The sequence below is a fragment of the Shinella sp. H4-D48 genome (genome assembly GCF_022637395.1).
Classification (GTDB): domain Bacteria; phylum Pseudomonadota; class Alphaproteobacteria; order Rhizobiales; family Rhizobiaceae; genus Shinella; species Shinella sedimenti.
In genome coordinates this window covers 2,621,362-2,646,678 of record NZ_CP093337.1, presented here as the reverse complement: position 1 = coordinate 2,646,678, position 25,317 = coordinate 2,621,362, and the positions used below count along the sequence as shown (strand labels likewise).

The following is a 25,317-nucleotide window of genomic DNA, read 5'->3' as shown; positions in this document are numbered from 1 at the left end:
GCGGTCAGGACTTGCGGTCCGCGGCTTTTTCTTCCGGCGCGATTTTCTGCGCGGGCTTGTCTTCCTTCGCTTCGGCCGAGGCCGGGTCGGAAGGCTTGATATCGGCGAGACCGTTTTCGATCTTGTCCTTGATCTTGACGATCTCCGCGTCTTCCGGCTTCAGCCCGAGCGCGCGGTTCCACTGGAAGGTCGCTTCCAGTTTGCGGCCGACGCGCCAGTAGGCATCGCCGAGGTGATCGTTGACGGTGGGATCGCCGGCCTTGAGCTCCGCCGCGCGCTCCAGTTCCGCGACGGCGTCGTCGAAGCGGCCGAGACGGTAATAGGCCCAGCCGAGCGAATCGACGATATAGCCGTCATCGGGCTTGAGGCTCACTGCCTTGCGGATCATGTCCAGGCCCTCGTCGAGGTTCCGGTTCATGTCCACCCAGGAATAGCCGAGATAGTTCAGCACCTGGGGCTGGTCGGGGTTCAGTTCCAGCGACTTGCGGAAATTCGGCTCGGCCTTGTCCCATTCCTTCAGACGCTCATAGGCGATGCCACGCTGGAAGAAGACGCTCCAGTGGTTGCGGGTCGGAACCGAGCCGATGACACTGACGGCCTTGTCGTAGAGCGTGGCCATGGCGCGATAGTCCTTGGCGTCGGACAGCACGCTGCCGAGCGCGAGATAGCTGCGCAGGTCGGCCGGATCGGCATCGATCAGCTCCTGAAGGTGCTTCTTGGCTTCGTCAACCTTGCCGGTGTCGGCAAGGTTGAGGCCGAGCTGCAATTCGGAAATACGGCGCATCGGCGATTTCTCGGGCACAGCCCGATAATAATCGATGGCGATATCCGGCTTCTTCTGGTTCTCGGCAATGCCGCCGAGAAGAACCAGAACGTCGTCGCTGTCGGGGTCGAGCGCGCGGGCGGCCTGGAGATAGAGCGCGACGATGTCTTCCGCCCCGTCGCGGTTCAGTGCGCCACCGATGGAAAAGAGCACGGCGGCAGCACCCTGGGCGGCGGTGCGGACTTGCTGCTCCTGCTTCTCGCCGGCCTCGATGCTCTGGCGCAGCGCCTTCAGCGGCGCGTAGCTCGTAACAAAATTGTCACCCACCGAGATCGCGTCGAGCGCCTTCTGCTTGTTGCCGTCGCGGGCCTCAAGCCGGGCCAGTGCCATGACGGCGCGAATGAAGGTGTCGGGTGCGGCGCCAGCGCCGTTGCGGTCGAGGATCGCCTCGTTGAGGCGTGCGCGTGCCGTCGCCTTGTCGCCTGCGGCAGCGGCCAGCGCGCCGGCATGGTAGTTCTTGAAGATGGCGAGCCATTCCGGCCCCTGCATGCCCGTGACGAGCTTGAGCGCCTCCTTCGGCTTGCCGTCGCCGAACTTGGCCCAGGCGAGCAGGAGGTCGTTCATCATCCGGTCGAGATCGTTCGGCCCCTTATAGGCGAGGATCTTTTCCGCCGACTTGTATTCACGTTTGCGGATCGCCTCCATGCCGCGCACGGTCGAGGTGATGCGCTCGACGGACGGGTCGTTCTTCAGCGTGTCGGCAAGCTTGACGCCCTCGGCGAAGTCGCCGCTCATCAGCTGTGTGATCATCAGGCGCTGCTTGACGTCGGTGTTCGTCGGGTCGAACTGGAGCGCGATCTTGTAGAGCTTGACGGCGGTGGCGTAGTCCTTGTCGAAATCCGCGGTGCGGGCCGCCAGGAAGGCGCCGGAGAAGGTGTTGACGCTCAGCGGATCGAACGGCGTCTCATCGGCCGCCTCGGCAGCGGGCTTGTCCTGCGCATAGGCGGCGGACGGACCGGCCAGGGGACCGGCGAGCGTGATGCTGGCAGCAATCGCCACGCCGGAAAGAAGCCGAAGGAGGAGGAAATGCCGCATCAAAATGCCTTTCACCGGAAGGTATGAAGGTCGCCCCGGCACCCAGCGCGGCACGTCCTGCCACGATGGCGCCCAAATCAGTCATGGACTCATGACGGCAGAGAATGGCTTTTTTGGCGCGGCGCGGCAAGATAATCCTGCCACGCCGGATTTGGCGGAATGCCGTCAGCTGACGCGGGCGATGGAGAAGTCGATGACTTCGAGCAGCGCATCCTTCCAGGGGCTTGCCGGAAGGGGGGCAAGCGCATCGCGGGCGATCATGCCGTAATGCTGCGCGCGGGCAATCGTGTCCGTCAGACCGCCATAGCGGGTGATGAGGCCGAGCGCCCGCTCCAGATTGGCATCGTCGCTCTTGCCGCCCTCGATCGTCTCGCGCCAGAACGCACGGTCCTCGGCCGTGCCGCGGCGCCAGGCCAGAATGACCGGCAGCGTGATCTTGCCCTCGCGAAAATCGTCGCCGGTGTTCTTGCCCAGGTCGGCCGCCTTCCCGCCGTAGTCGAGCGCGTCATCGACCAGCTGGAAGGCGAGGCCAAGATTCATGCCGTAGGACTTCAGCGCATTGCGCTCGGCCTTGCCGGTATTGGCGATAATCGGACCCACTTCGGCAGCGGCGGCAAAGAGGGCGGCCGTCTTGGCGCGAATGACTTCGAGATAGTCGTCCTCCGTCGTCTCCATGTTCTTGGCGACGGACAGCTGCAGAACCTCGCCCTCGGCGATCACCGTGGCGGCGGTCGACAGCACGTCGAGCGCTTCCAGCGAGCCGACCTCGACCATCATCTTGAAAGCCTGGCCGAGAAGGAAGTCGCCGACGAGTACGCTCGCCTGGTTCCCCCAGATCATGCGGGCGGTGGATTTTCCGCGGCGCAGGTCGCTCTCATCGACCACGTCGTCATGCAGCAGCGTGGCGGTGTGCATGAACTCGACGCTGGTCGCGAGCTTGATGTGATGGTCGCCGCCATAGCCGAACATGGAGGCTGCCGCGAGCGTCAGCATGGGACGCAGGCGCTTGCCGCCGGACGAGATGAGGTGGTTTGCAACCTCGGGAATCATCTGCACGTCGGAACCGGCTTTCGACAGGATGAGCTGGTTCACCCGTTCCATGTCGGCTTTTGTAAGGTCGACGAGCGGCTTCACCGATGCCTGTTTGTTTTTGCCTTCTTCAAGCGGTATCACGACGCCCAAATGCCCGGACTCCTGTTCATTTTTGTTGAAAGACAATAGAAAGCGGGGCCTCATGCGGCAAGAGGCGAATTGTCCCGCCTCCGGAATTAAGGCTGGAAAAGACCCGAATGATCGAACTGATCCGCACCAACGACGCCGTTCTGCTCTCCTTCGCGGAAAGCCTTATGAAGGAGGCGGGTGTCCACTGCCTGATCGCCGATCAGGGAATGAGCATTCTCGAAGGCTCGCTTGGCATGCTGCCGCGCCGTTTCCTCGTCGAAAGCGACCGGGAGGACGAGGCGCGCGGCATCCTCAGGGATGCAGGGCTTGCCGCGGAGCTGCGCCCGTGACCAAGGCGTCTCCCGAGCCGGAAAAGCCGGTCACGGAAACCGTCGACGCCTTCCATTACGGCCGCTTCCACGTCGTCCAGCCGAAGGGCGTCGGCCATCGTTCGGGCATGGATGCGATGCTTCTGGCGTCGCTGGTCAGCGGCGATGGGCCGATGCGCGTTGCCGATCTCGGCGCGGGTGCGGGAGCCGCCGGCCTTGCCGTAGCGGCCCGCATCGAGAAGGCTGAGGTCCTGCTCGTCGAGCGCTCCCCGCTCATGGCCGCCTTCGCGCGCAAGTCGCTGGCGCTTGAAGACAACGCACCCTTCGCCGGCCGTGCCAGCGTGCTCGAGGCGGATGTGACGCTCACCGGCCGGGCCCGTGTGGCTGCCGGCCTGGCCGATGACGATCACGATCACGTTATCATGAATCCGCCCTTCAACGACTCCTCAGACCGGAAAGCGCCCGACGCGCTGAAGGCGGCGGCGCACGCCATGGAGGACGATCTGTTCGAGCGGTGGATACGCACGGCAGGCGCCATCCTCAGGCCCGGCGGGCAGCTTTCGCTGATCGCCCGGCCGCAATCCATCGCCGAGATCATCGCCGCCTGCGGCCGGCGTTTCGGCGGTGTCGAGATCACGCCAATCCATGCCCGCACGGGGGAAAACGCGCTACGCATTCTGGTGACGGCGATCAAGGGCTCGCGCGCGCGCCTCAACCTGCGCATGCCGCTCGTCATGCACGATGGGCCGGGCCATGCCTTCAGTGCGTTCGTCAACGATCTGAACAACGGCCGGGCCAGTTATCCGCGTCTGTCGCGACCCTGAATTTTCCGGCGCGCCATTGCGTTTTGCCGTCCCGTGCATACATCAGCCGGACGAAAGAACAGGAGACACGACCCGCATGGCCGGATTTTTGAAGAGGCTGGTGCCGAAGAAGTTCCGCAAGGAGGGCGTCGTCGTTCCCGTCGTGCGGCTGCATGGCGCAATCATGGCCGGCGGCAGCCAGTTCCGGCCGGCGCTGAATCTCGCGGGCGCCGCACCGGCCCTCGAAAAGGCCTTTGCCTACAAGGATGCGCCGGCCGTCGCGATTTCCATCAATTCGCCCGGCGGCTCGCCGGTGCAGTCGCGCCTGATCTTCCAGCGCATTCGCGACCTCGCGGTTGAAAAGAACAAGCCCGTCCTGGTCTTCGTGGAGGATGTGGCGGCCTCGGGCGGCTATATGATCGCGCTCGCCGGCGATGAGATCTTCGCCGACCCGACCTCCATCGTCGGTTCGATCGGCGTCGTCTCGGGTGGTTTCGGCTTTCCGGAGATGCTCAAGAAGATCGGCGTGGAGCGGCGCGTCTACACCGCCGGCTCCAACAAGGCGATCCTCGACCCGTTCCAGCCGGAGCGCGAAAGCGACGTCGAATATCTGAAGTCGCTGCAGCTCGAAATCCATCAGGTCTTCATCGACATGGTGAAGGCGCGGCGCGGCACACGGCTTGCGGATGACCCCGATCTCTTCTCCGGCCTGTTCTGGACGGGCGGTCGCGGCCGCGCGCTCGGGCTCGTCGACGGGCTGTCCGACATGCGCTCCGAACTCAAGCGCCGCTACGGCCCGAAGACGCGGCTGGAACTCGTTTCCACCCCGAAGGGATTGTTCGGACGAAAGACGCCCGGCGTCGGGGGGCTTTCCCTCGACATGGCAGACCGTATAGGGTCGGCCGGTGTTTCGGCCGTGGCCGAGCTTGCGGAAGAAAAGGCGCTGTGGGGCCGCTTCGGCCTGCCGGGATAAGGCGTCGTAGAACAACGGGGGAGGGCATGGCCCAGATTATCTTTCTGCTTCTGGTCGGCGGCCTTGCCTGGTTCGGCTATCGCAAGTTCGTGTCGGATGCCGAGCGCTTGAGCCGGGTGCGCCGCCGCACCGAAGAGGAGCGTCGCACCGGCGCGACCGGCACGCTGGTCAAGGATCCGGAAACGGGCGAGTACCGCGTGCGCCGCGACGACGAGTAACGTTCCGGCACGGTTTCATCCTGTTTCGGGGCGACGTGAAAAGGGCTTACGTATTGTTTTCGCACGTTAACCAGGTCTCGTAAGGTTAATTCCGTATTTATCGCTGTGCTGCGCTGGCGCGTGTTGTGCCCGCGCGTGGGACCACCGATCTTGAGGGCATGGCCGCCATGAGGGCGGATTGCAATGCGCCTGTGCTGATCGGAGTACCACCATGGCCTCGCTCGACCTCGACCATATCCGAACCATCGTCGTGACGGGTGGCGCCGGCTTTGTCGGCTCCCATGTCGTCGATGACCTTCTGGCCCATTGTCCGATGGCGCGCATCCGCGTGCTCGATGCTTTTACCTATGCCGCTGATATGTCACATCTCGATGCCGCCCTGCGCTCCGGACGGGTGACGATCCAGCAAGGCGATGTCTGCAATCTCGACCTGGTGACGGAGGTCCTGAAGGGGGCCGATCTGGTGGTGCATGCCGCCGCCGAAAGTCATGTCGAACGCGCCTTCGCCGTTCCTGAGCGATTCACGCTTGCCAATGCGCTCGGCACGCAGGTGCTGGTGGAGGCGATGGGACGGCGCAGCGTGCCGCTGATGATCCATATCAGTTCGGCGGAAGTCTATGGATCGGGCGAGAATGCACCGGCTGGCGAGCGTTCGCCTCTGATGCCCGACAATCCCTACGGCGCCTCCAAGGCCGCCGCCGAAATGCTGATCGCCGGCCTCACCCGCTCCTTAGGCGTCGATATCCGTGTGCTGCGGCCCGTCAACCTGATCGGCACCCGCCAGAACGTGGAAAAGCTGTTGCCGCGCTTCCTGGAACTGGCGGCCGTCGGTCGCCCGCTGCCGGTGCATGGCGACGGCCTGCAACGCCGCAGCTTCCTGCCGATCGCGGATTTCTGCGCGGCCCTGCGCACCGTCGTCACGAACGGCGCGGAAAATGCCACCTACAATGTCGCCGGTGAAGATCCCGTCGATATTCTTTCCGTCGCGCGCATGGTGCTGGAGACGGTGCAGGACCCGGTTGCCGGCGTGAGCTTCGTTGCCGGCCGCCCGAAGAATGTCAGCCGCCCGCCGCTTGATACGAGCGCGTTGAGGGCGCTCGGCTGGCAGGCGAAGGGGTCGCTTCGCGGAGAACTGCCGGCGCTCGCCGCCTGGTATGGCGCGCGCATTCCCGGCGGCGCCCGCCGCCGTCTCGCACAGGTGCCCGACCTCGCACCACAGCGCGTGCAGGTCGTCACGCAGACGGCCGGATCGGGCCTCTTCCGCTCGCTGGAACGGCACTGAGACGCCTTGACCCTTCCGGCGCATCGTGGCACCAGTCCGCCAGCTTTTATGAATGTCCGGACATGACCGATGACCTCTGCCGCCCTGCCTGACCACATGAACCCGACGCGCTCCTTTCAGGCGCTGATCCTGACCCTGCACAACTATTGGGCGGACAAGGGCTGCGCGGTGCTCCAGCCCTATGACATGGAAGTGGGCGCGGGAACGTTTCATCCGGCAACCACGCTGCGCGCGCTCGGGCCGCGCCCGTGGCGGGCCGCCTATGTGCAGCCCTCGCGCCGCCCGTCGGACGGCCGCTATGGCGAGAACCCGAATCGTCTCCAGCACTATTACCAGTATCAGGTCATCCTGAAGCCGAACCCGTCGAACCTTCAGGAACTCTATCTCGGCTCGCTCGCCGCCATCGGCCTCGATCCGCTCCTGCATGACGTGCGCTTCGTCGAAGACGACTGGGAAAGCCCGACGCTGGGCGCCTGGGGCCTCGGCTGGGAATGCTGGTGCGACGGCATGGAAGTCTCGCAGTTCACCTATTTCCAGCAGGTCTGCGGCATCGAATGCGCGCCGGTCGCCGGCGAGTTGACCTATGGCCTCGAACGCCTCGCCATGTATGTGCAGGGCGTCGACAACGTCTACGACCTGAACTTCAACGGCCGCGAGGGCGACGAGAAGATCACCTATGGCGATGTCTTCCTGCAGGCCGAGCAGGAGTATTCCCGCCACAACTTCGAATATGCCGACACGGCCATGCTGCATCGCCACTTCATCGATGCGGAAAAGGAGTGCCAGGCATTGCTCGCCGCCGGTGCGCCGGGCGACAGCAACGCCCTGCACAAATGCGTGCTGCCGGCCTATGACCAGTGCATCAAGGCCAGCCACGTCTTCAACCTGCTCGATGCGCGCGGCGTGATTTCCGTCACGGAGCGCCAGAGCTATATCCTGCGCGTACGCACGCTCGCCAAGGCCTGCGGCGAGGCCTTCCTACTGACGGATGCCGGCGGCGCGAACTGGAACAAGGACGCGGCGTAAAGTCGGATACATTCCGATCATCAGCCGCCATGTTGAAAAGCCATTCGCTAACCCGGATGGCTTTTTCTTCTGGAGGATCAGGCGATTGTCGTGACCTTCACGCCCAGTTCCCAGACAGGCTTGAGCGTTGGGAAGGCGCCGGTCGGCAGCTGGCCGGCATAGGTCTGGAGCGCGCGGCGCACACCCGTCGGCCGGTCGATCGCCGCACCCATCGTGTAGGCGAGGAAGAGAGCGGTGAAGCCGAGGACGTTGAGCGTGAGGGCGAGGGCTTTCATGGCGGCGGCTTCAAGGCTCGGTTGGCGATGAAGCGACTATCGGTCAAAGCGCGGCCGCGCGCGGTTCCCCCGGTGACAAGGCCGCCGGCATCGCCCGCAAGGGGCTTTCCAGCCGCGCTTTCAATGCTAAGGTCGCCGCAAACGCCATGAAGGAGCGGAGAAGCCCATGATCGGTCTGGCAATTGCGGCGGTGGTCGTCATCTACGCCATCGTCATCTACAACGGCCTGGTGCGCGCGCGGCAGGTGAAGGAAGAGGCCTGGTCGGGCATCGACGTGCAGCTGAAGCGCCGCGCCGACCTCATCCCCAACCTTCTTGAAACCGTGAAAGGCTATGCCGCGCACGAGAAGGAAACGCTGGAGAAGGTCGTGGAACTGCGCAACCGCGCGCAGGCCGTGCCCGCCGGTGATGTCGCCGGCCGCGCCCAGGCCGAGGGCATGCTGAGCCAGGCGCTTGGCCGCCTCTTCGCGCTGGCCGAAGCCTATCCCGACCTCAAGGCCAACCAGAACTTCGCCGAGTTGCAGCAGACGCTGGAGACCATCGAGGGCGAGATCCAGATGTCGCGGCGCTACTACAATGGCGCTGCGCGCGATCTCAATGTCAAGGTCGAGAGCTTCCCCTCCAATCTCGTGGCCAGCGTCTTCAAATTCGCCAAGGCGCCCTATTTCGAGATCGACAATCCTGCCGACAGGGCCGTGCCCAGCGTGAAGTTCTGATACCGGAGACCCCCATGACGCGGATCGCGGCTTTCCTGACGTTGTGGCTGTGCCTCCTGGTCGGGAGCGCCGCGCAGGCGGAAGAGTATTTCGACCGCTACCATTCCGACATCACGGTGGCGAAGAATGGCGTCCTGACCGTGACGGAAACGATGCGGGTCCATGCCGAGGGCGACAAAATTCGCCGGGGCATCTATCGCGATTTCCCGCTCACCTTCACCGATGAGGCTGGCCGCGAGCGCGAGGTCGGCTTCAAGGTGCTGAGCGTCGAGCGTGACGGCCAGCCAGAGCCCTATCGCACGGAAAATATCCGCCGGGGCGTACGCATCTATTTCGGCTCGAGCGACAGGCTGCTGTCGCCGGGCTTTCACGAATACCGGCTGACCTACGAGACGACGCGGCAGATCCGCTTCTTCGATACCCACGACGAGCTTTACTGGAACGTGACCGGCACGGAGTGGGCCTTCCCGATCCGCGCGGCAAGCGCCATCGTCACGCTTCCGGCCGGGGTGAGCGCCGAGGAGTTGACCGTCTTTACCGGAGAATTCGGCTCGGGCGAGAAGAATGCGCGCGCGGAAAACCGCGGCAACCGCGCGCTGTTCGAAACGACGCGTGCGCTCGCGCCCTACGAGGGGCTGACGATTGCGGCGAAGATGCCGGTGGGCAGTATCGACAAGCCGACGCCAGAGGAGGAACGCGCGCTGTTCTTCCGTGACAACCGCGATCTGTTCCTCTCCTTTGGCGGGCTCGTGCTTGTCATCGGTTATTATCTCTGGGCGTGGCTGTCCGTAGGCCGCGACCCGCCGGAAGGCGTCATGGTGCCACGCTGGGATGCGCCGGAGGGCATTTCGCCCGCACTCGTCAACTATATCGATGGCAAGGGGTTCGGCGGGCAGGGCTGGACTGCCGTCGCCGCCGCCTTCCTCAGCCTTGCCGTCAAGGGTCTCGTCGAGCTGAAGGATCTCAAAAAATCCATCGTCATCAGCCGCACGGGCAAATCGCCTTCCGGCGTGCTGCCCACCGGCGAGGCCGTGCTGTTTGCCGCGCTGCCGGCGGATGGCGGCGATTTTGTCATCGAGAAGGCGAATGGCAAGCGGGTGCAGACGCTCGGCGGCAGCTTCCGCGATGCGATGGAAAAGGAGCACCGCCACAAATATTATCTGGCGAACTGGCCGCAGGTGATCGGCGGCATTCTTCTCTCGCTCGCCTGCCTTGCCGCGCTGCTGATCTTCGGTTCCCTGCCGGAGGAGGGCGCTGCCCTCATCATCCTGCCGGTCTTCGCCGCCGTCTTCGTGTCGATCTTCGCTATGGCGCTCGGCCGCAGCCTGCGGCGGGCGAGAACGCTCGGCGCGCGCATCTTCGCCGTGGCCATGATCGCCTTTGTCAGCTTCGTCTTCCTGACCGTTTTCGGCGGCATCGCGCTTGCCGTCTTCGCGGAAGCGGAGGCGGCCGGCGAAATGCCGCTCTTCGTCGCCGTCGGCGGCATCGTCGTCGCCAATATCGTCTTCTTCTTCCTGATGGGCGCGCCCACGCCGCTCGGACGCAGGATGATGGATGGCATCGATGGGCTGCGCCAGTATCTGACGCTCGCCGAGAAGGACCGGATGAACATGGCCGGCGCGCCGGAAATGTCGCCCCGTCATTTCGAGACGCTGCTGCCCTATGCGGTGGCGCTCGGCGTGGAAAAACCCTGGTCGCAGACCTTCGACCGCTGGCTGCTCTCTGCCGCGGCAGCGGGCGCGGCGGCGGCCGCCTACCAGCCCGGCTGGTATCATGGCGATGGTTTCTCATCCGGCAGCTTCTCCGACCGGATGGGCGATTTCGCCGGCTCGATGGCTGGCACCATGCAGTCCTCGCTGCCGGATCCGCCGAAAAGCTCGTCCTCCGGCTTCTCGTCGGGCGGCGGTTTTTCCGGCGGCGGTGGTGGCGGCGGCGGTGGTGGCGGCTGGTAGCTCAGAGATCCTGATAGTTCAGCGGCGTGACTTCGACCAGACGATGCCCGGGCTTGGCCGTGACGCTGGCTGCGGCGGCAAGACCTGCTTTCGCCTCGCCCGCCACCGTAATCGAGAAGGTGGTCATGGTACCGCCGTCAAGGGTCATGACACCGCTCGTCTGCGCTTGCGTGCCCGCCGATACGGCGACCTCGGCCGTGGCCTTGAGCATGCTTGTGGCGGGGATGGAAGCAGTCAGGATGGCGTCGACGGGTTCGAAGGGTTTTTCCGGCAGCAGGCTGCCGAAGGCCCACACGGCTTTCAGTTCGGACTTCGTCATCGGCGCGACATTGACGTCGATGTCGTTCAGCGCGCCCTTCACCCGGTAGGGGCAGCGCCGTTTCGTGCAATTGGCGGCGGCCGAGAACTGCCAGAGCGCATAGTTGTCCCAGTTGCCCATCGGGAAGCTGCCGGCAATGCCGGGCTTGTAGCGGGCATACCAGAGCGGCAGGCGTGAAAGGATGCGGTAGCGGTCGCGGTTGGCGGCGATATGGAGCGCCGTGATGTGATTTGTGTAGAGCACGGGGTAACGGCCCGTGCGCGTGCGGACATGGCTGGCGAAGACCTGAGCGTCATCGAGCGACATGTAGCGGTCCGGATCAAGCCCCTCGATATCGAGCACCATCATCTCGTCGTCCTGCGGATTGGCATAGTCGAGAAAATGGTTGGCCTGTTCGATCGGGTTGCCCGGGCGGGCAAGGTGATAGGCGCCCCAGAGCAGGCCCTTGGAGCGGGCAAGCAACCGCCGCGTCTCGTAGAGTTCGCGGCTCACGGCATATTTGCGCCACATGGTCTTGCAGTGCGCGAAGGTGTCGCCGCCGTGGTCGCCCTTGCAGCTGTAGCTTTCCGGCAAGCCGTCCGAGGCCTTCGAGATGAAGCCGACGATGCGCTTGTCCGTCAGCATGTCGGACCAGTCGATCTCGTTCAGCTCATAGGCGTCGATGACGATGGCATTCTCCGGCTTCTTCCACGGCTCGACGTCGGCGGCCACCGCGGCAAGCGGGAGAGCCGTCGAAAGGAGAAGGGCGACAAGGCCTGAAAACTGCACGGAATGCATGGACGCTCCTTCGCGAATCGCTGATTTTTCGCGAAGCCCGATGCTGCGGCAGACATGGTTAAGGAACGTTGAAACCGCGGGGCGGGAACAATCGCCGGCCTTTCCCGTTTCGCTGGCAATCGCGCCGGCATGGTATGCCTGGCGATATCAGGGAGAAACGCCATGAGATTGATCAGCAAGTGCCTTGTCGTTGCGCTTTCGGCACTGTTTGCCGCGACGCCCGTCGTGCCGGCGAGTGCGATGCCCTTGCCGGTCGTGAAGGTCCAGCCGGCAGAAACCAGCACCGGCGCCCAGTTGGTCGATCACCGCGCCTATCCGCGCCGCCACTGGCGCGGCGACCGTCAATGGCGCGGCAATCGCGGCTGGGGTCGCCATCACGGTCGTCACTATCGTGACCGCTGGCATGATCGCCGTCGTTACGGCGGCTACTATCGCCACCGTGACAATGCCTGGGTTCCCCTTGCGATCCTCGGAATGGGAGCCGTCATCGGCAATTCCGTCGCGCGCGACCGGCGCGTCTATTCCGGCGGCCGCAGCCATGTGAGCTGGTGCGCCAACCGCTACCGTTCGTATCGCGCCTACGACAACACGTTCCAGCCCTACAACGGCCCGCGCCGCCAGTGCTATTCGCCCTATCGCTGAGACAGTTCAGCTTGAAGGCATGCAGACAAAGGCTGACCGGCATCCATCGGTCAGCCTTTTCTTTTGCCGATGTGTTCCCTTGTCGCTTGCGTCAAAGATTGACGTTTACGTAAAAATCAATAATCTTCGCGCCAGAAAAGCCGCGCTTCGGCTGAGCGCGCGCAGAGGAGGATAGAGATGTACAAGGCGCCGGTCGAGGAGATTGCGTTCACCCTCAAGCATGTGGCGGGCCTCGCGCCTGCGCTCGACGGCGGCCATCTCGGCGACCTCACTGACGATCTCGTCGATGCCATCCTTGCCGAAGCCGGCCGCTTCGCGAGCGAGGAGATCGCCCCGCTCGGAGCGATCGGCGACACCGAGGGCGCCCGCTTCGCCGATGGCGCGGTGAAGATGCCCGATGGCTGGCCGGCACTCTACAAGGCGTGGGCGGAAGGCGGCTGGAACTCGCTCACGGCCTCGCCGGACTTCGGCGGGCAGGGGCTGCCGCACATGCTGCATGTTGCGGCGCTGGAAATGTGGAACAGCGGCTCCATGGCCTTCGCCATCGGCCCGACGCTGACCATCGGCGCCATCGAGGCCCTGACGGCGCATGGTTCCGACCACCTGAAGAACACCTATCTGCCGAAAATGGTCTCGGGCGAATGGATGGGGTCGATGAACCTCACCGAGCCGCATGCCGGTTCAGACCTCGGCGTCATGAAGACCCGTGCCGAGCGCCGCGACGACGGCACCTACCGCCTGTTCGGCCAGAAGATTTTCATCACCTATGGCGAGCACGATTTCACCGACAACATCGTGCATCTCGTTCTCGCCCGCCTGCCGGATGCGCCGGCCGGCACACGCGGCATCTCGCTGTTCCTAGTGCCAAAGTTTCTGGTCAATGAGGATGGTTCGCTGGGTCCGCGCAACGACGCCTATTGCCATTCCATCGAACACAAGCTCGGCATCCACGGCTCCCCCACCTGCACCATGATCTATGGCGACGGCCGCTTCGGCGAAGAGCCGGGCGCGATCGGCTGGCTGGTCGGCGAGGAAAACCGCGGGCTCGCCTGCATGTTCACCATGATGAACAATGCGCGCCTGGCCGTCGGCATGCAGGGCGTGGCCATCGCTGAAGCAGCCACCCAGAAGGCCATCGCCTATGCGAAGGAGCGCACACAGGGAAAAGCGCCTGGCTGGCAAGGCTCGGGCATGAGCCCGATCATCGAGCACCCCGATGTCGCGCGCATGCTGCTCACCATGAAGGTGCTCACACAGGGCGCGCGGGCCATCACCTATGCCTGCGCCCACGCCGTCGACATGGCCCATGGCGAGGATGCCAGGCATTGGGCGGAACGCGCGAGCCTCCTGACACCCGTCGCCAAGAGCTTCGCCACCGATGCCGGCGTGGACGTGGCCTCGCTCGGCATTCAGGTGCATGGCGGCATGGGCTTCATCGAGGAAACGGGTGCCGCCCGCCTTTACCGCGATGCGCGCATCGCGCCGATCTACGAGGGCACCAACGGCATCCAGGCCATCGATCTCGTGACGCGCAAGCTGCCGCTGTCGGAGGGAAACCACATCCGCGGCTTCATCGCTGAATTGCGGGATATCGCCGCAAAGGCGGCTGCCAGCAACATGCCGGCGCTCGGCGAGACCGGCGAACGGCTCACCGCCAGCATTGCCGACCTCGAAATCGCCACCGAATGGCTGCTCGCCGCAGCCACGGAAGGCCGGCAGGTCGAGGCGCTCGCCGGCGCCACGCCCTATCAGCGCCTCTTCGGCCTGGTGCTGACTGGCGCCTTCCTCGCCAAGGGCGCGCTTGCCGATGGCGGCGATGGCCGCAACGAGGAGCGCGCGGCGCTCTGCCGCTTTGCGGCGGAGAATGTCATCGGCGAGACTGCCGCGCTGCGCGAGCGGGTGATCGGCGGGGCGCCGAGCCTTGCGGCCGCGCGCGCCGTTCTGGGCTGAGGGGGAAGAGCATGACCGACCATATCCTGATCGAGCGTCCTGAGGCCGCACCGGGGGTGCAGGTGATCCGCTTCAATCGCGCGGACAAGAAGAACGCCATTACCCGCGCCATGTATGAGGCCATGACAGCGGCGCTGAAGGCGGGCGATGCGGACGAGGGCGTGCGCGCCACCGTCTTCCTCGGTTCCGAGGGCTGCTTTTCCGCCGGCAACGACCTCACCGATTTCATGGCCGTCGCGATGGGCGGCGCCATGGCGCGCGAGGCCGTCGATTTTCTCTATGCGCTCGCCACCCACAGCAAGCCGCTCGTGTCTGGTGTGGACGGCCTTGCCATCGGCATCGGCACGACCATCCAACTCCATTGCGACCTGACCTATGCCTCTGATCGCACGCAGTTCCGCACGCCTTTCGTGGACCTGGCGCTGGTGCCGGAAGCAGCCTCCAGCTTGCTTGCGCCGCGCGTGATGGGCCATCAGCGCGCCTTCGCGCTGCTCGCGGCCGGCGATGTTCTCTCCGCAAGCGCGGCGAAGGAGGCGGGTCTTGTCTATGCTGTCGTCGAGCCCGGCGCCGTCGAACGCGAAACGCTCGCTGCGGCGAGCCGCCTTGCGGCCAAGCCACCAAAGGCGCTGGCCATCGCCCGCAACCTCGTTCGCGGCGACCGGTCGGATGTGCTCGCGCGCATCGACGAGGAACTCGGCCATTTCTCCGCACAGCTGAAAAGCCCGGAGGCGCGCGCCGCCTTCGAGGCGTTCATGACGCGGCGTTGAGCGGAGTCTATTTCTCCAAGACCGCAATCGCTTCGACATGGGCGGACCAGAGGAACTGGTCGATGGGTGTCACGAGGCGGATACGGTAGCCGGCGGCGGTGAGGATTGAAAGATCGCGGGCAAGGCTGACGGGATTGCACGACACGGCGATAATGGTTTTCACACCGGAACGGGCAAGTTCCTTGCACTGGTCTTCGGCGCCCGCGCGCGGCGGATCGAAGACCACGGCGTCGTAGACCTTCAGTTCTGAGGCCATCAGCGGGCGGCGGAAGAGGTCGCGTCGTTCCACCGTCACGGGCTTGAGGCCCTGCGTGTTGCGCGCGGCATGGTCCAGCGCCTTGATTGCCGTCTCCTCGCCTTCCACCGCATGCACCTTGGCTTGGCGCGCGATGCGCAGCGCAAAGGTGCCCGAACCGGCAAAGAGGTCGGCGACACGCTTGGCCTTGCCGAGCGCGGTCAGCACGAGTTCGGCCATGGCCTCCTCGGCAGGTTTCGTCGCCTGCGTGAAGCCGCCGGATGGCGGAGAGACACGCACGCCGCCGAACTCGATTTCCGGCTTCATCGGCTCGATCAGGATTTCGCCGTCGCTGGTCACGCGCGCGATACCGCGCAGCGCCAGCACACTTTCGGTCACGGCATGGCGTTCCCGGGTGCCGACCTTCTTCACCCCTTCGAAGGCGAGGTCGAGGCCGGCCAGGGTATCCAGCACGGTCACGCGGAAAGGTTCGGCCGAGGTGGCGATGGCCGCCGCGACCTGGCGGATCGCATCCAGCCGGGAGACGATGCCGTCGCTGGCGATGGGACAGTGCTCGATGGAAACGATGTGGTGGCTGCCGGCCTGGTTGAAGCCGAGCAGCAAGCCCTTTTCCGTCTTGCGCGCGGTAAAGGTGACGCGGCGGCGTTCGCCGGGCGCGGCCGTGACGAGCGGTGCCACATCGGGCGTCAGTCCCGTGGATTTCAGGGCGTTGACGACGAGCGAGCGCTTGAAGTCATGATAGAGCGCGTCGCCTGCATGCTGCAGCGTGCAGCCCCCGCAGGTGCCGTTCTTCCCATCGGGGCCGAAATGCACGCAGGCGGGCGCGATCCGCTCCGGAGATGCGACCGACATCGACATGACGGTCCCGTGGTTCTTGACGCGCGCGACCGCGACGGTCTCGCCGGGCAGGGTGAAGGGCACATAGACCGGGCCGGCGGACGTGTCGGCAATGCCGTCGCCGCCGCTGCCGAGCCGCGCAATGGTGAGCGTCTCGGTCGTCATGGTTTCACGCCTCCCAGCAGGAATTCGACATTGCCGTCGCCGCCGGCAATCGGCGAGGGGATGAGACCAAGGCTCTTCCAGCCCATATCCTCCACCAGCCAGCGTTCCAGCTCGGCAGCGACAGCAGGCGCACTGTCGGGGTCTTTCAAAAGTCCCGCCTTGCTGATCGCGTCGCGGCCCGCTTCGAATTGCGGCTTGACGAGAAGCACGCAGAAAGCGCCGGCTTCCGCGAAGGAGAGCGCCGGCGGCAATGCGAGCTTCAGCGAGATGAAGGACACGTCCGAGACGATGCAGCCGACCGGCCTGTCTTCGATATCGTCGCGGGTCAGCGCACGCGCATTGAGGCCTTCGAGGTTGGTGACACGGCGATCGGCGCGCAGCTTCGGGTGCATCTGGTCATGGCCGACATCGATGGCGACGACATGGGCGGCACCCCGCTCCAGCAGCACCTGCGTGAACCCGCCGGTGGAGGCGCCGATATCGAGACAGTCGAGGCCTGCGGGATCGAGACGGAAATGGTCGAGCGCTGCCGTCAGCTTCAGCGCGGCGCGCGACACGTAGTCCTGCGCGGGGTCGTCGATGGCGATGACGGCGGAAGCGGGAAAGCAGGAACTCGGCTTGGTGACGACGCGGCCGTTGACGGTCACGGTGCCGCGCGCGATGGAATCGCGCGCCCGCGAGCGGCTGGGCACGAGGCCGGCATTCAGCAGGAGCTGGTCGAGGCGGATGGTTTCGGTGGGTTCGGACATCGCCTCTCATGACGCCTTGCGCGGCAAGAGGCAAGCCCCGGAATCACAGCCAGATGATACGGCCGGGAAAGGCGCGCGCCGAATCGAGATCGATCAATGCCGAAATACCCTGCACCGCCGCCTGCGGTGGCTCGCGGCGAACGATTACAGGTTCCTCACCGATACCGTGCGACTTGCGGATATCCGGCAGCTTCTTCTGGAGGATGGCGATCGCCGCGGCCTCGATTGCCGGGTCATGTGCAGGCCGCTCGTCGGCCGCCGCCAGCGGCTCATGGCTAAGGGTGGCGGCGAGAGCCGCAAGAAGCGCGTAGCGCATGGTGAAAATCCCTGTCCGGTCTTTTTTGTCTTTGACGGGACACTAGCAGCCGGAGGTTTCAGAACGGCCAAGGGATGTGGTTACGCGGTTGCAAAACGGCATGGTTGAGAAAAGGTGACACACGGGAAAGCGTGCGTCACGGTCTCGCCAAGGGCAGGCAGGGGCCGGTCAGCCGGCCGCACCGACCCCCATGGCCTTCTGGCCGAGTGCCTTGAAGACCGTCGAGACGATGCCCGCGCGGTCGAGGCCGGCCTTGGCATACATCGCGTCAGGCTTGGCCTGCTCCATCCAAATATCGGGCAGCACCAGCGGGCGGACCTTCAGCCCGTGGTCGAGCAGCCCTTCCATGGCGAGGAACTGCAGTACATGGCTGCCGAAACCGCCCACGGCGCCTTCCTCGATGGTGATCAGCACCTCGTGGTGGCGGGCAAGCTGGCGGATCAGGTCATGATCGAGCGGCTTGGCGAAGCGCGCGTCGGCAACCGTCGTGGAAAGCCCGGCGGCGTCGAGGTCCTCAGCGGCTAGCAAACAGTCGGCCAGGCGGGTGCCGAAGGAAAGCAGCGCCACCTTGGAGCCCTGCTTGACGAGGCGCCCCTTGCCAATTTCGAGGATCTCGCCCCGCGCCGGCATCTCGACGCCCACGCCCTCGCCGCGCGGATAGCGGAAGGAGATCGGGCCGGCGTCATAGGCGGCGGCGGTGCGCACCATGTGCTTCAGCTCCGCCTCGTCGGCGGCGGCCATAACCACGAAGCCCGGAAGCGTCGCGAGATAGGTCGTGTCGAAAGAGCCGGCATGGGTCGGCCCGTCCGCGCCGACGAAACCGGCGCGGTCGATGGGAAAACGTACCGGCAGCCCCTGGATGGCCACGTCGTGCACCACCTGGTCATAACCGCGCTGGAGGAAGGTGGAATAAAGCGCGCAGAACGGCTTGTAGCCCTCTGCGGCAAGGCCGGCGGCAAAGGTCACCGCGTGCTGTTCGGCGATGCCCACGTCGAATGTGCGCATCGGATAGGCCGTGGCGAGCTTGTCGAGACCGGTGCCGGCAGGCATGGCCGCGGTGACACCGACGATCTTCTCGTCGAAGCCGGCTTCCTGCACGAGCGCCTCGGCGAACACCGAGGTATAGGCCGGCGCATTCGGTTTCGCCTTGGCCTGCGCGCCGGTGATCACGTCGAAGGTGTTGACGCCGTGATACTTGTCGGCTGCGGCCTCCGCCGGCGGATAGCCCTTGCCCTTCTGCGTCACGACATGGATCAGCACGGGGCCCTTGGCATTGTCGCGCACATTGCGCAGCACCGGCAGCAGGTGATCGAAGGAATGACCGTCGATCGGGCCGATATGGTAGAAGCCCATCTCCTCGAAGAGCGTGCCGCCGGTGACATAGCCGCGCGCATGTTCGACGGCGCGGGTGATCGCCCGGTCGACCGTCTTGCCGAGATAGGCCGTCAGCTTCTTGCCGAGTTCGCGGAAGCCCATATAGGTGCGGCCCGAGGCGAGGCGGGCGAGATAGGCGCTCATCGCACCCGTCGGCGGCGCGATCGACATGTCGTTGTCGTTGAGGATGACGATGAGGCGCGCATCGAGCGCGCCGGCATTGTTCAGCGCCTCATAGGCCATGCCGGCTGACATCGCGCCGTCGCCGATGACGGCAATGACATTGCGATGCTCACCCGCAAGATCGGCCGCGACCGCCATGCCGAGGCCGGCGGAAATCGATGTTGAGGAGTGGGCGGCGCCGAAGGGGTCGTATTCGCTTTCCGCGCGGCGGGTGAAGCCCGAAAGGCCGTCTTCCTGGCGCAGCGTGCGGATGCGGTCGCGCCGGCCGGTCAGGATCTTGTGCGGGTAACACTGGTGGCCGACATCGAAGATCAGCCGGTCCTTCGGCGTATCGAAAACTTTGTGGATGGCGATGGTGAGTTCCACCACGCCAAGGCCAGCGCCCAGATGCCCGCCGGTGCGCGAGACGGCGTCGATCATGTCCGAACGCAGTTCGCTGGCGAGCTGCGGCAGGTCGCGATCGTCCACGGCCTTCAGGTCTGCGGGGATGCTTACCTGGTCGAGCAGGGGGGTGGCTGGCGTCTGTGTCACTCTCGTGCCTCGTTGTCGCGCCCGCCGGCCAGACCTCCCTCACGGAGGCACGGCCCGGGCGTGCGGCTTTGCAACCGCGCTTGCTTGTCACATGCAGAATGCCGAGCGCGATTTCAACCTTTTCGGCAAGTCTAGATTGGTTTTCGGCGGATTGATACCGCTCAATCCGTCACAGGCGCGGACTCTCTGCACCCATTGGGGCATTTTGCAGACACTGCCCTGCCGCACTCACCGCTTTTTTGCGCTGCGCGCCGCCCGATTGAGTGCGATGGCCGCGCGGACCAGGCCCTTCAGAGCTTCCTCGCGGATCGCGTCGCCCTCGCGCAGATCGATGGCGCGGCGCGTATTGCCCTCCAGGCTGGCGTTGAACAGGCCTTGCGGGTCTTCCAGAGCCGCGCCCTTCGCAAAGGTGAGCTTGACCACCGCCTTGTAGGTCTCGCCCGTGCAGATGATGCCGCCATGTTCCCAGACCGGCACGCCGCGCCATTTCCATTCCTCGACGACGTCAGGGTCGGTCTCGCGGATCAGCTCTCGCACCTTCGCCAGCGTTTCACCGCGCCAGTCCGCCAGCTCGGAAATCCGGCGGTCTATCAGTACGGAAGGCGATTCGGCTCCTTTCTGTTCCTCGGTCATCGCATTGTCCTCGATATGGCGTTACAGGCGCTCGCCGGGAAGCGCGCTTGCCTGGCTAATCCAGGCCGCAAGCTGGCGTTCGTCCAGCGCCTCGCCCTCATGGATATGGAAATAGCGCGTCTCGTTCGTCTTGGAAGACACCGGCGGAACAGGATCGAGCGACGTGCCGCGAAAGAAGGTCAGCTTTATGTATTTGGCAAAGCAGTGATAGCTGAGGAACCAGCCTTCGCCCTCCACGCCATAGAAGGGCGAGTTCCACTTCACCGCCTTGCGGGCGCCCGGTACGGTCTTTTCGATGAGAGCGTCGAGCTTGCGGCCGATGTCGCTCTTCCAGCCTGGCATGGCCGCGATGTAGGCCTTTACCGGCGCGTCACCTTCTCCCTTGGCGATCTGCGGGTTGCCGCCTGAGAGAAGGACGACGCCTTCCGCTTTTGTTGTCTTGTCAGCCATGCATCTCCTTCCGTTTTGCCTGGCACTCTTTCAATCGAATCTGTCAGCCTGCGGGCAGCGGCACGAATTCCTCCTCGTCGCCGGGCACGATGTCGTAACGGCCGGTGCGCCATTCCTCCTTGGCCTGCTCGATGCGCTCCTTCGAGGAGGATACGAAGTTCCACCAGATATAGCGCTTGGAGCCCAGCGCCGCGCCGCCGAACAGCATGATGTGACAGCCCTGCGGGCCGGCTTTCAGCGTGATCGCATCGCCGGCGCGGAAAACCAGAAGCTGGTCGGCCGCAAAGACATCGCCTGCCACGTCGAGCGTGCCCGAAAGCACATAGACCGCGCGCTCCTCCCAGTCCGCGGCAAGCGGCGCCGAAGCGCCCGGCGCAAGCGTCAGGTCCGTATAGAGCGTGTCGGTCGGCACACTGACGGGCGAGGCATGGCCCTCGTAGCGGCCGATGATCGTGCGGCCTGTAATGCCGTCGGCGGAAAAGGCCGGAAGCTCCGCCTTGGTGGTGTGAGCGAAGACCGGAGCGGCCTCTTCCAGACGGTCCGGCAAGGCAAGCCAGGTCTGCAGACCCGAAATCGACTGCGGCCTGCCGCGCAGGTTTTCCGGCGAGCGCTCCGAATGCACGATGCCGCGTCCGGCCGTCATCAGGTTCACATCGCCGGGTGCGATGACCATTTCGGTGCCGAGGCTGTCGCGATGCTTGATTTCGCCGTCGAACAGATAGGTGACTGTGGAAAGGCCGATATGCGGGTGCGGTTTCACGTCGATCGCCTCGCCGGCGCGCAGCAGCGCCGGTCCCATGCGGTCGAAGAAGATGAACGGGCCGACGAGCCGGCGCTTGGCCGTCGGCAGGGCGCGCCGCACCTCCAGCCCGCCGATATCGCTGGTGCGCGGAATGATCAGCAGGTCCAGCGCGTCGCACGCCGGCGCATCACCGGCCTCAGGGTCCTGTCCGGGAAAAAAGCTCATGGCACCCTCCTGTCATCGGTTGTGGCCCGTATGCTAGCGGGCAGGGCGGAGCGTGGATAGGGCTGCGGATGTGGACGGTGTGTCGTCGGCTGGAGATGTCAGGTGTCGTCGGGAAGATTTGCTGCGGCGTTTCGCGCATTAATGATCAAAGCGGGCAACTGTTTGGTTACGATCGACCAGACGACTTCCTCATCGACGCTGTCGTAGGCATGACGAAGGATGCTGCCCAAGTCATGAGTGTGCCGCCAGGGGTGGTGTGGCAGAAGCGTCTCGGCGGTGGAACCAAGCTTGCTCGCGGCTTCGGATATCCGTTCCAGGCATCTCTCCACCGCATCGCGGATCAGCCTATTGCCACTGAAAGCCTGCCGATCCAGGCCGGCGGTGTAGTCGAGGATGCTTATAGCATTCTCGACGATATCCAAAAGCCTTGCCTTAGGCCGTTTAGAAGGCAATGACCCGCTCTCGCTCGACATTTTTACGGAGCTTGTCTTTCCGGATCGGCTCGGGAAGAACATCGACCGCGCGCCCGGTGAACTTTTCGATCATGCTTTTGAGATCGGCAAGCACGCCGAAATAACCGAAACCCGATTGCCGGACCGGTTCCGAGAGCTTGATCAGCACATCGACATCAGACTCCGTCGTATCATCGCCCCGCGCCACCGAACCGAACAGCGAAACGTGCTCCGCCCCCGCCGCCTCAAGTTCGGCACGGTGCTCCACAAGCTTGGCGATGATCTCGTCTCTGGTCATGGCTGAATTCTACCACAAGGCGAAACGACGGTCGAGATTGGCCCTTACGCGCCGTCGAGCGGTTCGGTGCCCTGCGGCTTGCCGGCGCGGTCGAGGCGGATCTTCTCGATGCGGTTCTCGGCGGCCGAAAGCAGCGTCTCGCAATGTTTCTTCAGCGCTTCACCGCGCTCATAGATCTCGATGGAGCGGTCAAGCGGCACGTCGCCGCGCTCGAGCGCCGCGACGATCTTTTCCAGTTCCTCGACGGCCTGCTCGAAGGACAGCGCCGAGACATCGGTGGCGGGGGTGGGGGTGTTCATGGTCAGCCTCTCATCAGGCGAAAGATATGGGTGGCGGCGGATTCGGCAAGGCCCTCGAGGTCGTAGCCGCCTTCCAGCAGGCTGACGACGCGATGATTGGCCGACTTTTCCGAGAGTTCCATCAGTCTTGCCGTCGCCCAGTCGAAATCTTCGGCGACGAGATTGATCTGCGCCAGCGGGTCGCGGTGGTGCGCATCGAAGCCGGCGGAGATGATGATCAGGTCCGGCCTGAAATCGGCGACACGCGGCAGCACGCGCGACTTGAAGGCCTCGCGGAAATGGTCGCTGCCGTCGTTCGGGGAGAGCGGCGCATTGACGATGTTGCCAGCACCGGTCTCATCCTTCGCGCCGGTACCGGGATAGAGCGGCATCTGGTGTGTCGAACAGAACAGCACCGAGGGCTCGTTGAAGAAGATATCCTGCGTGCCGTTGCCGTGGTGCACGTCCCAATCCACGATGGCGACACGCTCGGCGCCATGGACCTTCTGCGCATGGCGGGCGGCGATTGCGGCATTGTTGAAGAAGCAGAAGCCCATTGCCTTTTCACGCTCGGCGTGGTGGCCGGGCGGACGCGCCGCGACGAAGGCGTTGTCGGCCTTGCCGGAAAAGACCGCATCGACAGCCGCCACCGCGCCGCCGACGCCGGTCAGCGCCGCCTGTAGGCTTGCGGGACTGGCATGGGTGTCAGCCTCGAAGTGGTTGATGCCTTCCTCGGGGATCACGTCCATCACCGCGCGCAGATGGCTTTCGGGATGGGCAAGCAGCACGAAATCCTCGTTCGCCTGCGGCGCTTTCTCGCGCACCAGCGGTGCGAAACGCTCATGCTCCAGCGCAAGGTTGAGCGCACGGATGCGGTCGGACCGCTCCGGGTGGCCCTCGGGCGTGTGATGCTCAAGGAAGATCGGGTTCTCGAAAAGGAACGTCGTCATGGCCGGAAGCTATCCATTGCGGTTGGCGCGGTCCACGGGAAATGGGCCGGTGTCCACGCCTTTTCAACGGTCATGGCGCAAGAAGCACCTTGCCGGTGCGCGCCGGGTCGTCCTGACGAGCAAGTGCAGCGGCAAGCTCCGAGAGCGCGTAGACCCCATCGACGGACGAACCCAGCACGCCGGCACGAATGCCCGCAAAGCTGCGCGCGAAGGCGGCCTCGATATCGGCGCGCGGGGCGGCATGCACCCAGTTGCGCAGCCAGAGGAAGGAGAACGCCACCGCCTCGCGCCTTTCCGTCACCAGCGCCGGGTCGAGCTGCGCACCGGAAAGCGCGCCGTACTGGATGAACGCGCCGCCGGCCCTGACCTGCCGGAACAGCTCATTGCCAGCCTCGCCGCCGACCGCATCGAGCACGGCATCGAGATCGGGCGCCACCCTTACGGCGATCTCTCCGGCGAAGGTTTCGGCAAGACGTTCGGCGGTCGCAGCACTGCGCACGAGAGCGACGGGATGGAACCCGGCCTCGGCCAGCAGGACGAGCAGCATCCGGCCGATGGCGGAGGCTGCGGCAGTCACGCCGATGCGCCGGACGCCAGCCTTGCCGAAATGCGCCTGCACGGCGTCGATAAGCCGGAAGGCCGTGAGCGGGTTCACATAGGCCATGGCGGCCTGATCGTCGGAAAGGTCATCCGGCACGGCAAAGCACCAGTTCGCCGGGCGCACGAGCCGCTGCTGCCAGAGCCCGCTCGCGCCGATCGGCAGCACGCGCTGGCCGATGGACAATCCGGTGACGTCGGTGCCGAGGCTCATGATTTCACCCACGCCCTCGAAGCCCGGCACGAAGGGCAGGACGGTGCGGCTGCGATAGGCGCCGGTGACGGGGATGAGATCGGAGGGATTGATCGCCGCGCGATGGATTCGGATTTCCACATCGCCCGGGCCGGGAGCGACGGGATCGGCCTCTTCGAGGTCGATCACTTGCCGGGGGTCGCCGAAGGCTTTAACAACGGCACGAAGCATGGTCTAACCCCGGGATACGACGTGGAACAGGCGGCAGACATCACGGCCAGCGATATCAGGATACCGTTCCGCGATATAGACATGCACGGCCACATGCACAATGCCGCCTATTATGCCCATGCCGAGGCAGCGGTCGCGGGCCTGTGGCGTCACCGGCCCGAAGACGCGGGCGATCCTGTCTATCTCGTGCGCAAGTCCGGCTGCATCTTCCATCGGGGCTTGAAACTGGACGATCTCGCGCGCTTCAAGGTCTCGGTCACGCGAATGGGCGCAACCTCGCTCACCTTTGCCGTGGCTGTTTCATCCGAAGGGCGCCCTGTCGCGGATCTCGAGATCGTCTGGGTCGCCGTCGATCCCGCTGGCCGTCAGCCGGTCAATGTTCCGCAGCCGGTGCGCGACTGGCTGAAGTTATTCCTCGCCTGAGGCCGTCTCCACGGAAAGCCAGTCCGGCCGGCAATCCTCGAAGGAATGGTACTGCGGCGCAAGCGCAGGATTGCGCGGATCGTCGAAGCCGCCGATGAGGAGCGCCACGACCGGATCGTCGTCGAAGGCGCCGAGCGAGCTGCCGCAGGTCGGGCAGAAGGCGCGGCTGGAATAATCCGAGGACCGCCAGGTCGACGGCTTTCCGCCCGTGCCCGTCCATGCCACGCGCTCGGCCGGAAACTCCACCCAGGCGGCGGTCGGTGCGCCGGTATGCTGCTGGCAGAACCGGCAGGAGCAGGTGTGCGGCTTTTCCGCGGGCGCCGTTGCCTCGAAGCGGATCGCGCCGCACAGGCAGCCGCCGGAATAGATCGTCTTGCGCATGTCGGT

The 25,317-nt window shown here is 64.9% G+C and carries 29 protein-coding genes; 12 read left to right on the top strand and 17 right to left on the bottom strand.

The window, feature by feature from the left end; genetic code table 11:
* Nucleotides 1-4: 4 nt before the first annotated feature.
* Both MNR02_RS13075 and MNR02_RS13070 read right to left on the bottom strand, forming a co-directional pair.
* Complete coding sequence (locus MNR02_RS13075; RefSeq protein WP_241947099.1) at nt 5-1,858, bottom strand: tetratricopeptide repeat protein; 1,854 nt, start codon at nt 1,856-1,858, stop codon at nt 5-7.
* Nucleotides 1,859-2,023: 165 nt separating this feature from the next.
* The gene (locus MNR02_RS13070) at nt 2,024-3,040 is read right to left on the bottom strand and encodes a polyprenyl synthetase family protein (RefSeq protein WP_241947098.1); all 1,017 of its coding nucleotides are present in this window, start codon (nt 3,038-3,040) and stop codon (nt 2,024-2,026) included.
* A 107-nt stretch (nt 3,041-3,147) separates the two neighbouring features.
* Between MNR02_RS13070 and MNR02_RS13065 the strand changes: the two genes are divergently transcribed.
* From MNR02_RS13065 to MNR02_RS13040, 6 genes are all read left to right on the top strand, one after another.
* A complete protein-coding gene (locus MNR02_RS13065) occupies nt 3,148-3,369 on the top strand; it encodes a DUF2007 domain-containing protein (protein ID WP_241947097.1) in 222 nt (73 codons plus the stop codon).
* A complete protein-coding gene (locus MNR02_RS13060) occupies nt 3,366-4,172 on the top strand; it encodes a tRNA1(Val) (adenine(37)-N6)-methyltransferase (RefSeq protein WP_241947096.1) in 807 nt (268 codons plus the stop codon). The genes MNR02_RS13065 and MNR02_RS13060 overlap by 4 nt, the downstream gene beginning before the upstream one ends.
* A gap of 76 nt (nt 4,173-4,248) precedes the next feature.
* Nucleotides 4,249-5,124, top strand: coding sequence for a S49 family peptidase (locus tag MNR02_RS13055; RefSeq protein ID WP_241947095.1), 876 nt, complete (start codon nt 4,249-4,251; stop codon nt 5,122-5,124).
* Nucleotides 5,125-5,150: 26 nt separating this feature from the next.
* The gene (locus MNR02_RS13050; protein ID WP_241947094.1) at nt 5,151-5,342 is read left to right on the top strand and encodes a hypothetical protein; all 192 of its coding nucleotides are present in this window, start codon (nt 5,151-5,153) and stop codon (nt 5,340-5,342) included.
* Between the two features lie 211 nt (nt 5,343-5,553).
* Nucleotides 5,554-6,624, top strand: coding sequence for a dTDP-glucose 4,6-dehydratase (locus MNR02_RS13045; RefSeq protein WP_241947093.1), 1,071 nt, complete (start codon nt 5,554-5,556; stop codon nt 6,622-6,624).
* 69 nt (nt 6,625-6,693) lie between these two features.
* Nucleotides 6,694-7,650: a glycine--tRNA ligase subunit alpha gene (locus MNR02_RS13040; RefSeq protein WP_241947092.1), complete on the top strand. Its 957-nt coding sequence runs from the start codon at nt 6,694-6,696 to the stop codon at nt 7,648-7,650.
* 77 nt (nt 7,651-7,727) lie between these two features.
* Here MNR02_RS13040 and MNR02_RS13035 read toward each other — a convergent pair whose 3' ends face one another.
* Nucleotides 7,728-7,925 (bottom strand): hypothetical protein, encoded by a 198-nt coding sequence (locus MNR02_RS13035; protein WP_241947091.1) that lies wholly within the window; start codon nt 7,923-7,925, stop codon nt 7,728-7,730.
* Between the two features lie 166 nt (nt 7,926-8,091).
* Between MNR02_RS13035 and MNR02_RS13030 the strand changes: the two genes are divergently transcribed.
* Nucleotides 8,092-8,640, top strand: a complete 549-nt coding sequence (locus tag MNR02_RS13030; RefSeq protein ID WP_241947090.1) for a LemA family protein — start codon at nt 8,092-8,094, stop codon at nt 8,638-8,640.
* Between the two features lie 14 nt (nt 8,641-8,654).
* Nucleotides 8,655-10,592: a DUF2207 domain-containing protein gene (locus MNR02_RS13025; RefSeq protein WP_241947089.1), complete on the top strand. Its 1,938-nt coding sequence runs from the start codon at nt 8,655-8,657 to the stop codon at nt 10,590-10,592.
* 1 nt (nt 10,593) lies between these two features.
* On the opposite strand, the gene MNR02_RS13020 is transcribed toward MNR02_RS13025, so the two are convergent.
* Nucleotides 10,594-11,688 (bottom strand): glycoside hydrolase family 25 protein, encoded by a 1,095-nt coding sequence (locus MNR02_RS13020; RefSeq protein WP_241947088.1) that lies wholly within the window; start codon nt 11,686-11,688, stop codon nt 10,594-10,596.
* Nucleotides 11,689-11,850: 162 nt separating this feature from the next.
* Here MNR02_RS13020 and MNR02_RS13015 point away from each other — a divergent pair, with 162 nt between their 5' ends.
* From MNR02_RS13015 to MNR02_RS13005, 3 genes are all read left to right on the top strand, one after another.
* The gene (locus MNR02_RS13015) at nt 11,851-12,330 is read left to right on the top strand and encodes a BA14K family protein (protein ID WP_241947087.1); all 480 of its coding nucleotides are present in this window, start codon (nt 11,851-11,853) and stop codon (nt 12,328-12,330) included.
* A 177-nt stretch (nt 12,331-12,507) separates the two neighbouring features.
* Nucleotides 12,508-14,280, top strand: coding sequence for an acyl-CoA dehydrogenase (locus MNR02_RS13010; protein WP_241947086.1), 1,773 nt, complete (start codon nt 12,508-12,510; stop codon nt 14,278-14,280).
* An 11-nt stretch (nt 14,281-14,291) separates the two neighbouring features.
* Nucleotides 14,292-15,047, top strand: coding sequence for a crotonase/enoyl-CoA hydratase family protein (locus MNR02_RS13005; protein ID WP_241947085.1), 756 nt, complete (start codon nt 14,292-14,294; stop codon nt 15,045-15,047).
* A gap of 7 nt (nt 15,048-15,054) precedes the next feature.
* Here MNR02_RS13005 and MNR02_RS13000 read toward each other — a convergent pair whose 3' ends face one another.
* The 12 genes from MNR02_RS13000 to MNR02_RS12945 form a co-directional block, all read right to left on the bottom strand.
* Nucleotides 15,055-16,305: a class I SAM-dependent RNA methyltransferase gene (locus tag MNR02_RS13000; protein ID WP_241947084.1), complete on the bottom strand. Its 1,251-nt coding sequence runs from the start codon at nt 16,303-16,305 to the stop codon at nt 15,055-15,057.
* Nucleotides 16,302-17,054: a TlyA family RNA methyltransferase gene (locus MNR02_RS12995; RefSeq protein ID WP_241947083.1), complete on the bottom strand. Its 753-nt coding sequence runs from the start codon at nt 17,052-17,054 to the stop codon at nt 16,302-16,304. The genes MNR02_RS13000 and MNR02_RS12995 overlap by 4 nt, the downstream gene beginning before the upstream one ends.
* 43 nt (nt 17,055-17,097) lie before the next feature.
* Nucleotides 17,098-17,370, bottom strand: a complete 273-nt coding sequence (locus MNR02_RS12990; protein WP_241947082.1) for a hypothetical protein — start codon at nt 17,368-17,370, stop codon at nt 17,098-17,100.
* A gap of 168 nt (nt 17,371-17,538) precedes the next feature.
* Nucleotides 17,539-19,458: a 1-deoxy-D-xylulose-5-phosphate synthase gene (dxs, locus tag MNR02_RS12985; RefSeq protein WP_241947081.1), complete on the bottom strand. Its 1,920-nt coding sequence runs from the start codon at nt 19,456-19,458 to the stop codon at nt 17,539-17,541.
* Nucleotides 19,459-19,686: 228 nt separating this feature from the next.
* On the bottom strand, nt 19,687-20,091 hold the full coding sequence (locus tag MNR02_RS12980; RefSeq protein WP_241947080.1) for a DUF1801 domain-containing protein: 405 nt from the start codon (nt 20,089-20,091) through the stop codon (nt 19,687-19,689).
* A gap of 21 nt (nt 20,092-20,112) precedes the next feature.
* Entirely contained in the window at nt 20,113-20,541 is a 429-nt protein-coding gene (locus tag MNR02_RS12975; protein WP_241947079.1) for a DUF1801 domain-containing protein, read from the bottom strand.
* A 43-nt stretch (nt 20,542-20,584) separates the two neighbouring features.
* Entirely contained in the window at nt 20,585-21,508 is a 924-nt protein-coding gene (locus MNR02_RS12970; RefSeq protein WP_241947078.1) for a pirin family protein, read from the bottom strand.
* A 98-nt stretch (nt 21,509-21,606) separates the two neighbouring features.
* Nucleotides 21,607-21,930 carry a DUF86 domain-containing protein gene (locus MNR02_RS12965; protein WP_241947077.1) on the bottom strand — a complete coding sequence of 108 codons (324 nt, stop codon included), beginning with the start codon at nt 21,928-21,930 and terminating at the stop codon, nt 21,607-21,609.
* A gap of 19 nt (nt 21,931-21,949) precedes the next feature.
* Nucleotides 21,950-22,258, bottom strand: coding sequence for a nucleotidyltransferase family protein (locus MNR02_RS12960; protein WP_241947076.1), 309 nt, complete (start codon nt 22,256-22,258; stop codon nt 21,950-21,952).
* Between the two features lie 44 nt (nt 22,259-22,302).
* Entirely contained in the window at nt 22,303-22,557 is a 255-nt protein-coding gene (locus MNR02_RS12955; RefSeq protein ID WP_134648902.1) for an exodeoxyribonuclease VII small subunit, read from the bottom strand.
* Nucleotides 22,558-22,559: 2 nt separating this feature from the next.
* A complete protein-coding gene (locus MNR02_RS12950) occupies nt 22,560-23,486 on the bottom strand; it encodes a histone deacetylase family protein (protein WP_241947075.1) in 927 nt (308 codons plus the stop codon).
* Between the two features lie 70 nt (nt 23,487-23,556).
* On the bottom strand, nt 23,557-24,507 hold the full coding sequence (locus tag MNR02_RS12945; protein WP_241947074.1) for a zinc-dependent alcohol dehydrogenase family protein: 951 nt from the start codon (nt 24,505-24,507) through the stop codon (nt 23,557-23,559).
* A gap of 81 nt (nt 24,508-24,588) precedes the next feature.
* On the opposite strand from MNR02_RS12945, the gene MNR02_RS12940 reads away from it, so the two are divergent.
* Complete coding sequence (locus MNR02_RS12940) at nt 24,589-24,930, top strand: acyl-CoA thioesterase (RefSeq protein ID WP_371746750.1); 342 nt, start codon at nt 24,589-24,591, stop codon at nt 24,928-24,930.
* Here the strand turns inward: MNR02_RS12940 and MNR02_RS12935 are convergent.
* Nucleotides 24,916-25,311, bottom strand: coding sequence for a GFA family protein (locus MNR02_RS12935; protein WP_241947072.1), 396 nt, complete (start codon nt 25,309-25,311; stop codon nt 24,916-24,918). The genes MNR02_RS12940 and MNR02_RS12935 overlap by 15 nt on opposite strands.
* Nucleotides 25,312-25,317: the final 6 nt, after the last annotated feature.

Bases quoted from the DNA above. Each gene is read 5' to 3' on its own strand.
- MNR02_RS13045 (WP_241947093.1), top strand. From the start codon at position 5,554: ATGGCCTCGCTCGACCTCGACCATATCCGAACCATCGTCGTGACGGGT.
- MNR02_RS13020 (WP_241947088.1), bottom strand. From the start codon at position 11,688: ATGCATTCCGTGCAGTTTTCAGGCCTTGTCGCCCTTCTCCTTTCGACG.
- MNR02_RS13030 (WP_241947090.1), top strand. From the start codon at position 8,092: ATGATCGGTCTGGCAATTGCGGCGGTGGTCGTCATCTACGCCATCGTC.
- MNR02_RS12945 (WP_241947074.1), bottom strand. From the start codon at position 24,507: ATGCTTCGTGCCGTTGTTAAAGCCTTCGGCGACCCCCGGCAAGTGATC.
- MNR02_RS12990 (WP_241947082.1), bottom strand. From the start codon at position 17,370: ATGCGCTACGCGCTTCTTGCGGCTCTCGCCGCCACCCTTAGCCATGAG.
- MNR02_RS13000 (WP_241947084.1), bottom strand. From the start codon at position 16,305: ATGACGACCGAGACGCTCACCATTGCGCGGCTCGGCAGCGGCGGCGAC.
- MNR02_RS13075 (WP_241947099.1), bottom strand. From the start codon at position 1,858: ATGCGGCATTTCCTCCTCCTTCGGCTTCTTTCCGGCGTGGCGATTGCT.
- MNR02_RS13065 (WP_241947097.1), top strand. From the start codon at position 3,148: ATGATCGAACTGATCCGCACCAACGACGCCGTTCTGCTCTCCTTCGCG.
- MNR02_RS13050 (WP_241947094.1), top strand. From the start codon at position 5,151: ATGGCCCAGATTATCTTTCTGCTTCTGGTCGGCGGCCTTGCCTGGTTC.
- MNR02_RS12975 (WP_241947079.1), bottom strand. From the start codon at position 20,541: ATGGCTGACAAGACAACAAAAGCGGAAGGCGTCGTCCTTCTCTCAGGC.
- MNR02_RS13015 (WP_241947087.1), top strand. From the start codon at position 11,851: ATGAGATTGATCAGCAAGTGCCTTGTCGTTGCGCTTTCGGCACTGTTT.
- MNR02_RS12960 (WP_241947076.1), bottom strand. From the start codon at position 22,258: ATGACCAGAGACGAGATCATCGCCAAGCTTGTGGAGCACCGTGCCGAA.
- MNR02_RS13025 (WP_241947089.1), top strand. From the start codon at position 8,655: ATGACGCGGATCGCGGCTTTCCTGACGTTGTGGCTGTGCCTCCTGGTC.
- MNR02_RS12980 (WP_241947080.1), bottom strand. From the start codon at position 20,091: ATGACCGAGGAACAGAAAGGAGCCGAATCGCCTTCCGTACTGATAGAC.
- MNR02_RS13005 (WP_241947085.1), top strand. From the start codon at position 14,292: ATGACCGACCATATCCTGATCGAGCGTCCTGAGGCCGCACCGGGGGTG.
- MNR02_RS13055 (WP_241947095.1), top strand. From the start codon at position 4,249: ATGGCCGGATTTTTGAAGAGGCTGGTGCCGAAGAAGTTCCGCAAGGAG.
- MNR02_RS13040 (WP_241947092.1), top strand. From the start codon at position 6,694: ATGACCTCTGCCGCCCTGCCTGACCACATGAACCCGACGCGCTCCTTT.
- MNR02_RS13010 (WP_241947086.1), top strand. From the start codon at position 12,508: ATGTACAAGGCGCCGGTCGAGGAGATTGCGTTCACCCTCAAGCATGTG.
- MNR02_RS12995 (WP_241947083.1), bottom strand. From the start codon at position 17,054: ATGTCCGAACCCACCGAAACCATCCGCCTCGACCAGCTCCTGCTGAAT.
- MNR02_RS12955 (WP_134648902.1), bottom strand. From the start codon at position 22,557: ATGAACACCCCCACCCCCGCCACCGATGTCTCGGCGCTGTCCTTCGAG.
- MNR02_RS13035 (WP_241947091.1), bottom strand. From the start codon at position 7,925: ATGAAAGCCCTCGCCCTCACGCTCAACGTCCTCGGCTTCACCGCTCTC.
- MNR02_RS12935 (WP_241947072.1), bottom strand. From the start codon at position 25,311: ATGCGCAAGACGATCTATTCCGGCGGCTGCCTGTGCGGCGCGATCCGC.
- MNR02_RS12970 (WP_241947078.1), bottom strand. From the start codon at position 21,508: ATGAGCTTTTTTCCCGGACAGGACCCTGAGGCCGGTGATGCGCCGGCG.
- MNR02_RS12950 (WP_241947075.1), bottom strand. From the start codon at position 23,486: ATGACGACGTTCCTTTTCGAGAACCCGATCTTCCTTGAGCATCACACG.
- MNR02_RS12940 (WP_371746750.1), top strand. From the start codon at position 24,589: ATGCACGGCCACATGCACAATGCCGCCTATTATGCCCATGCCGAGGCA.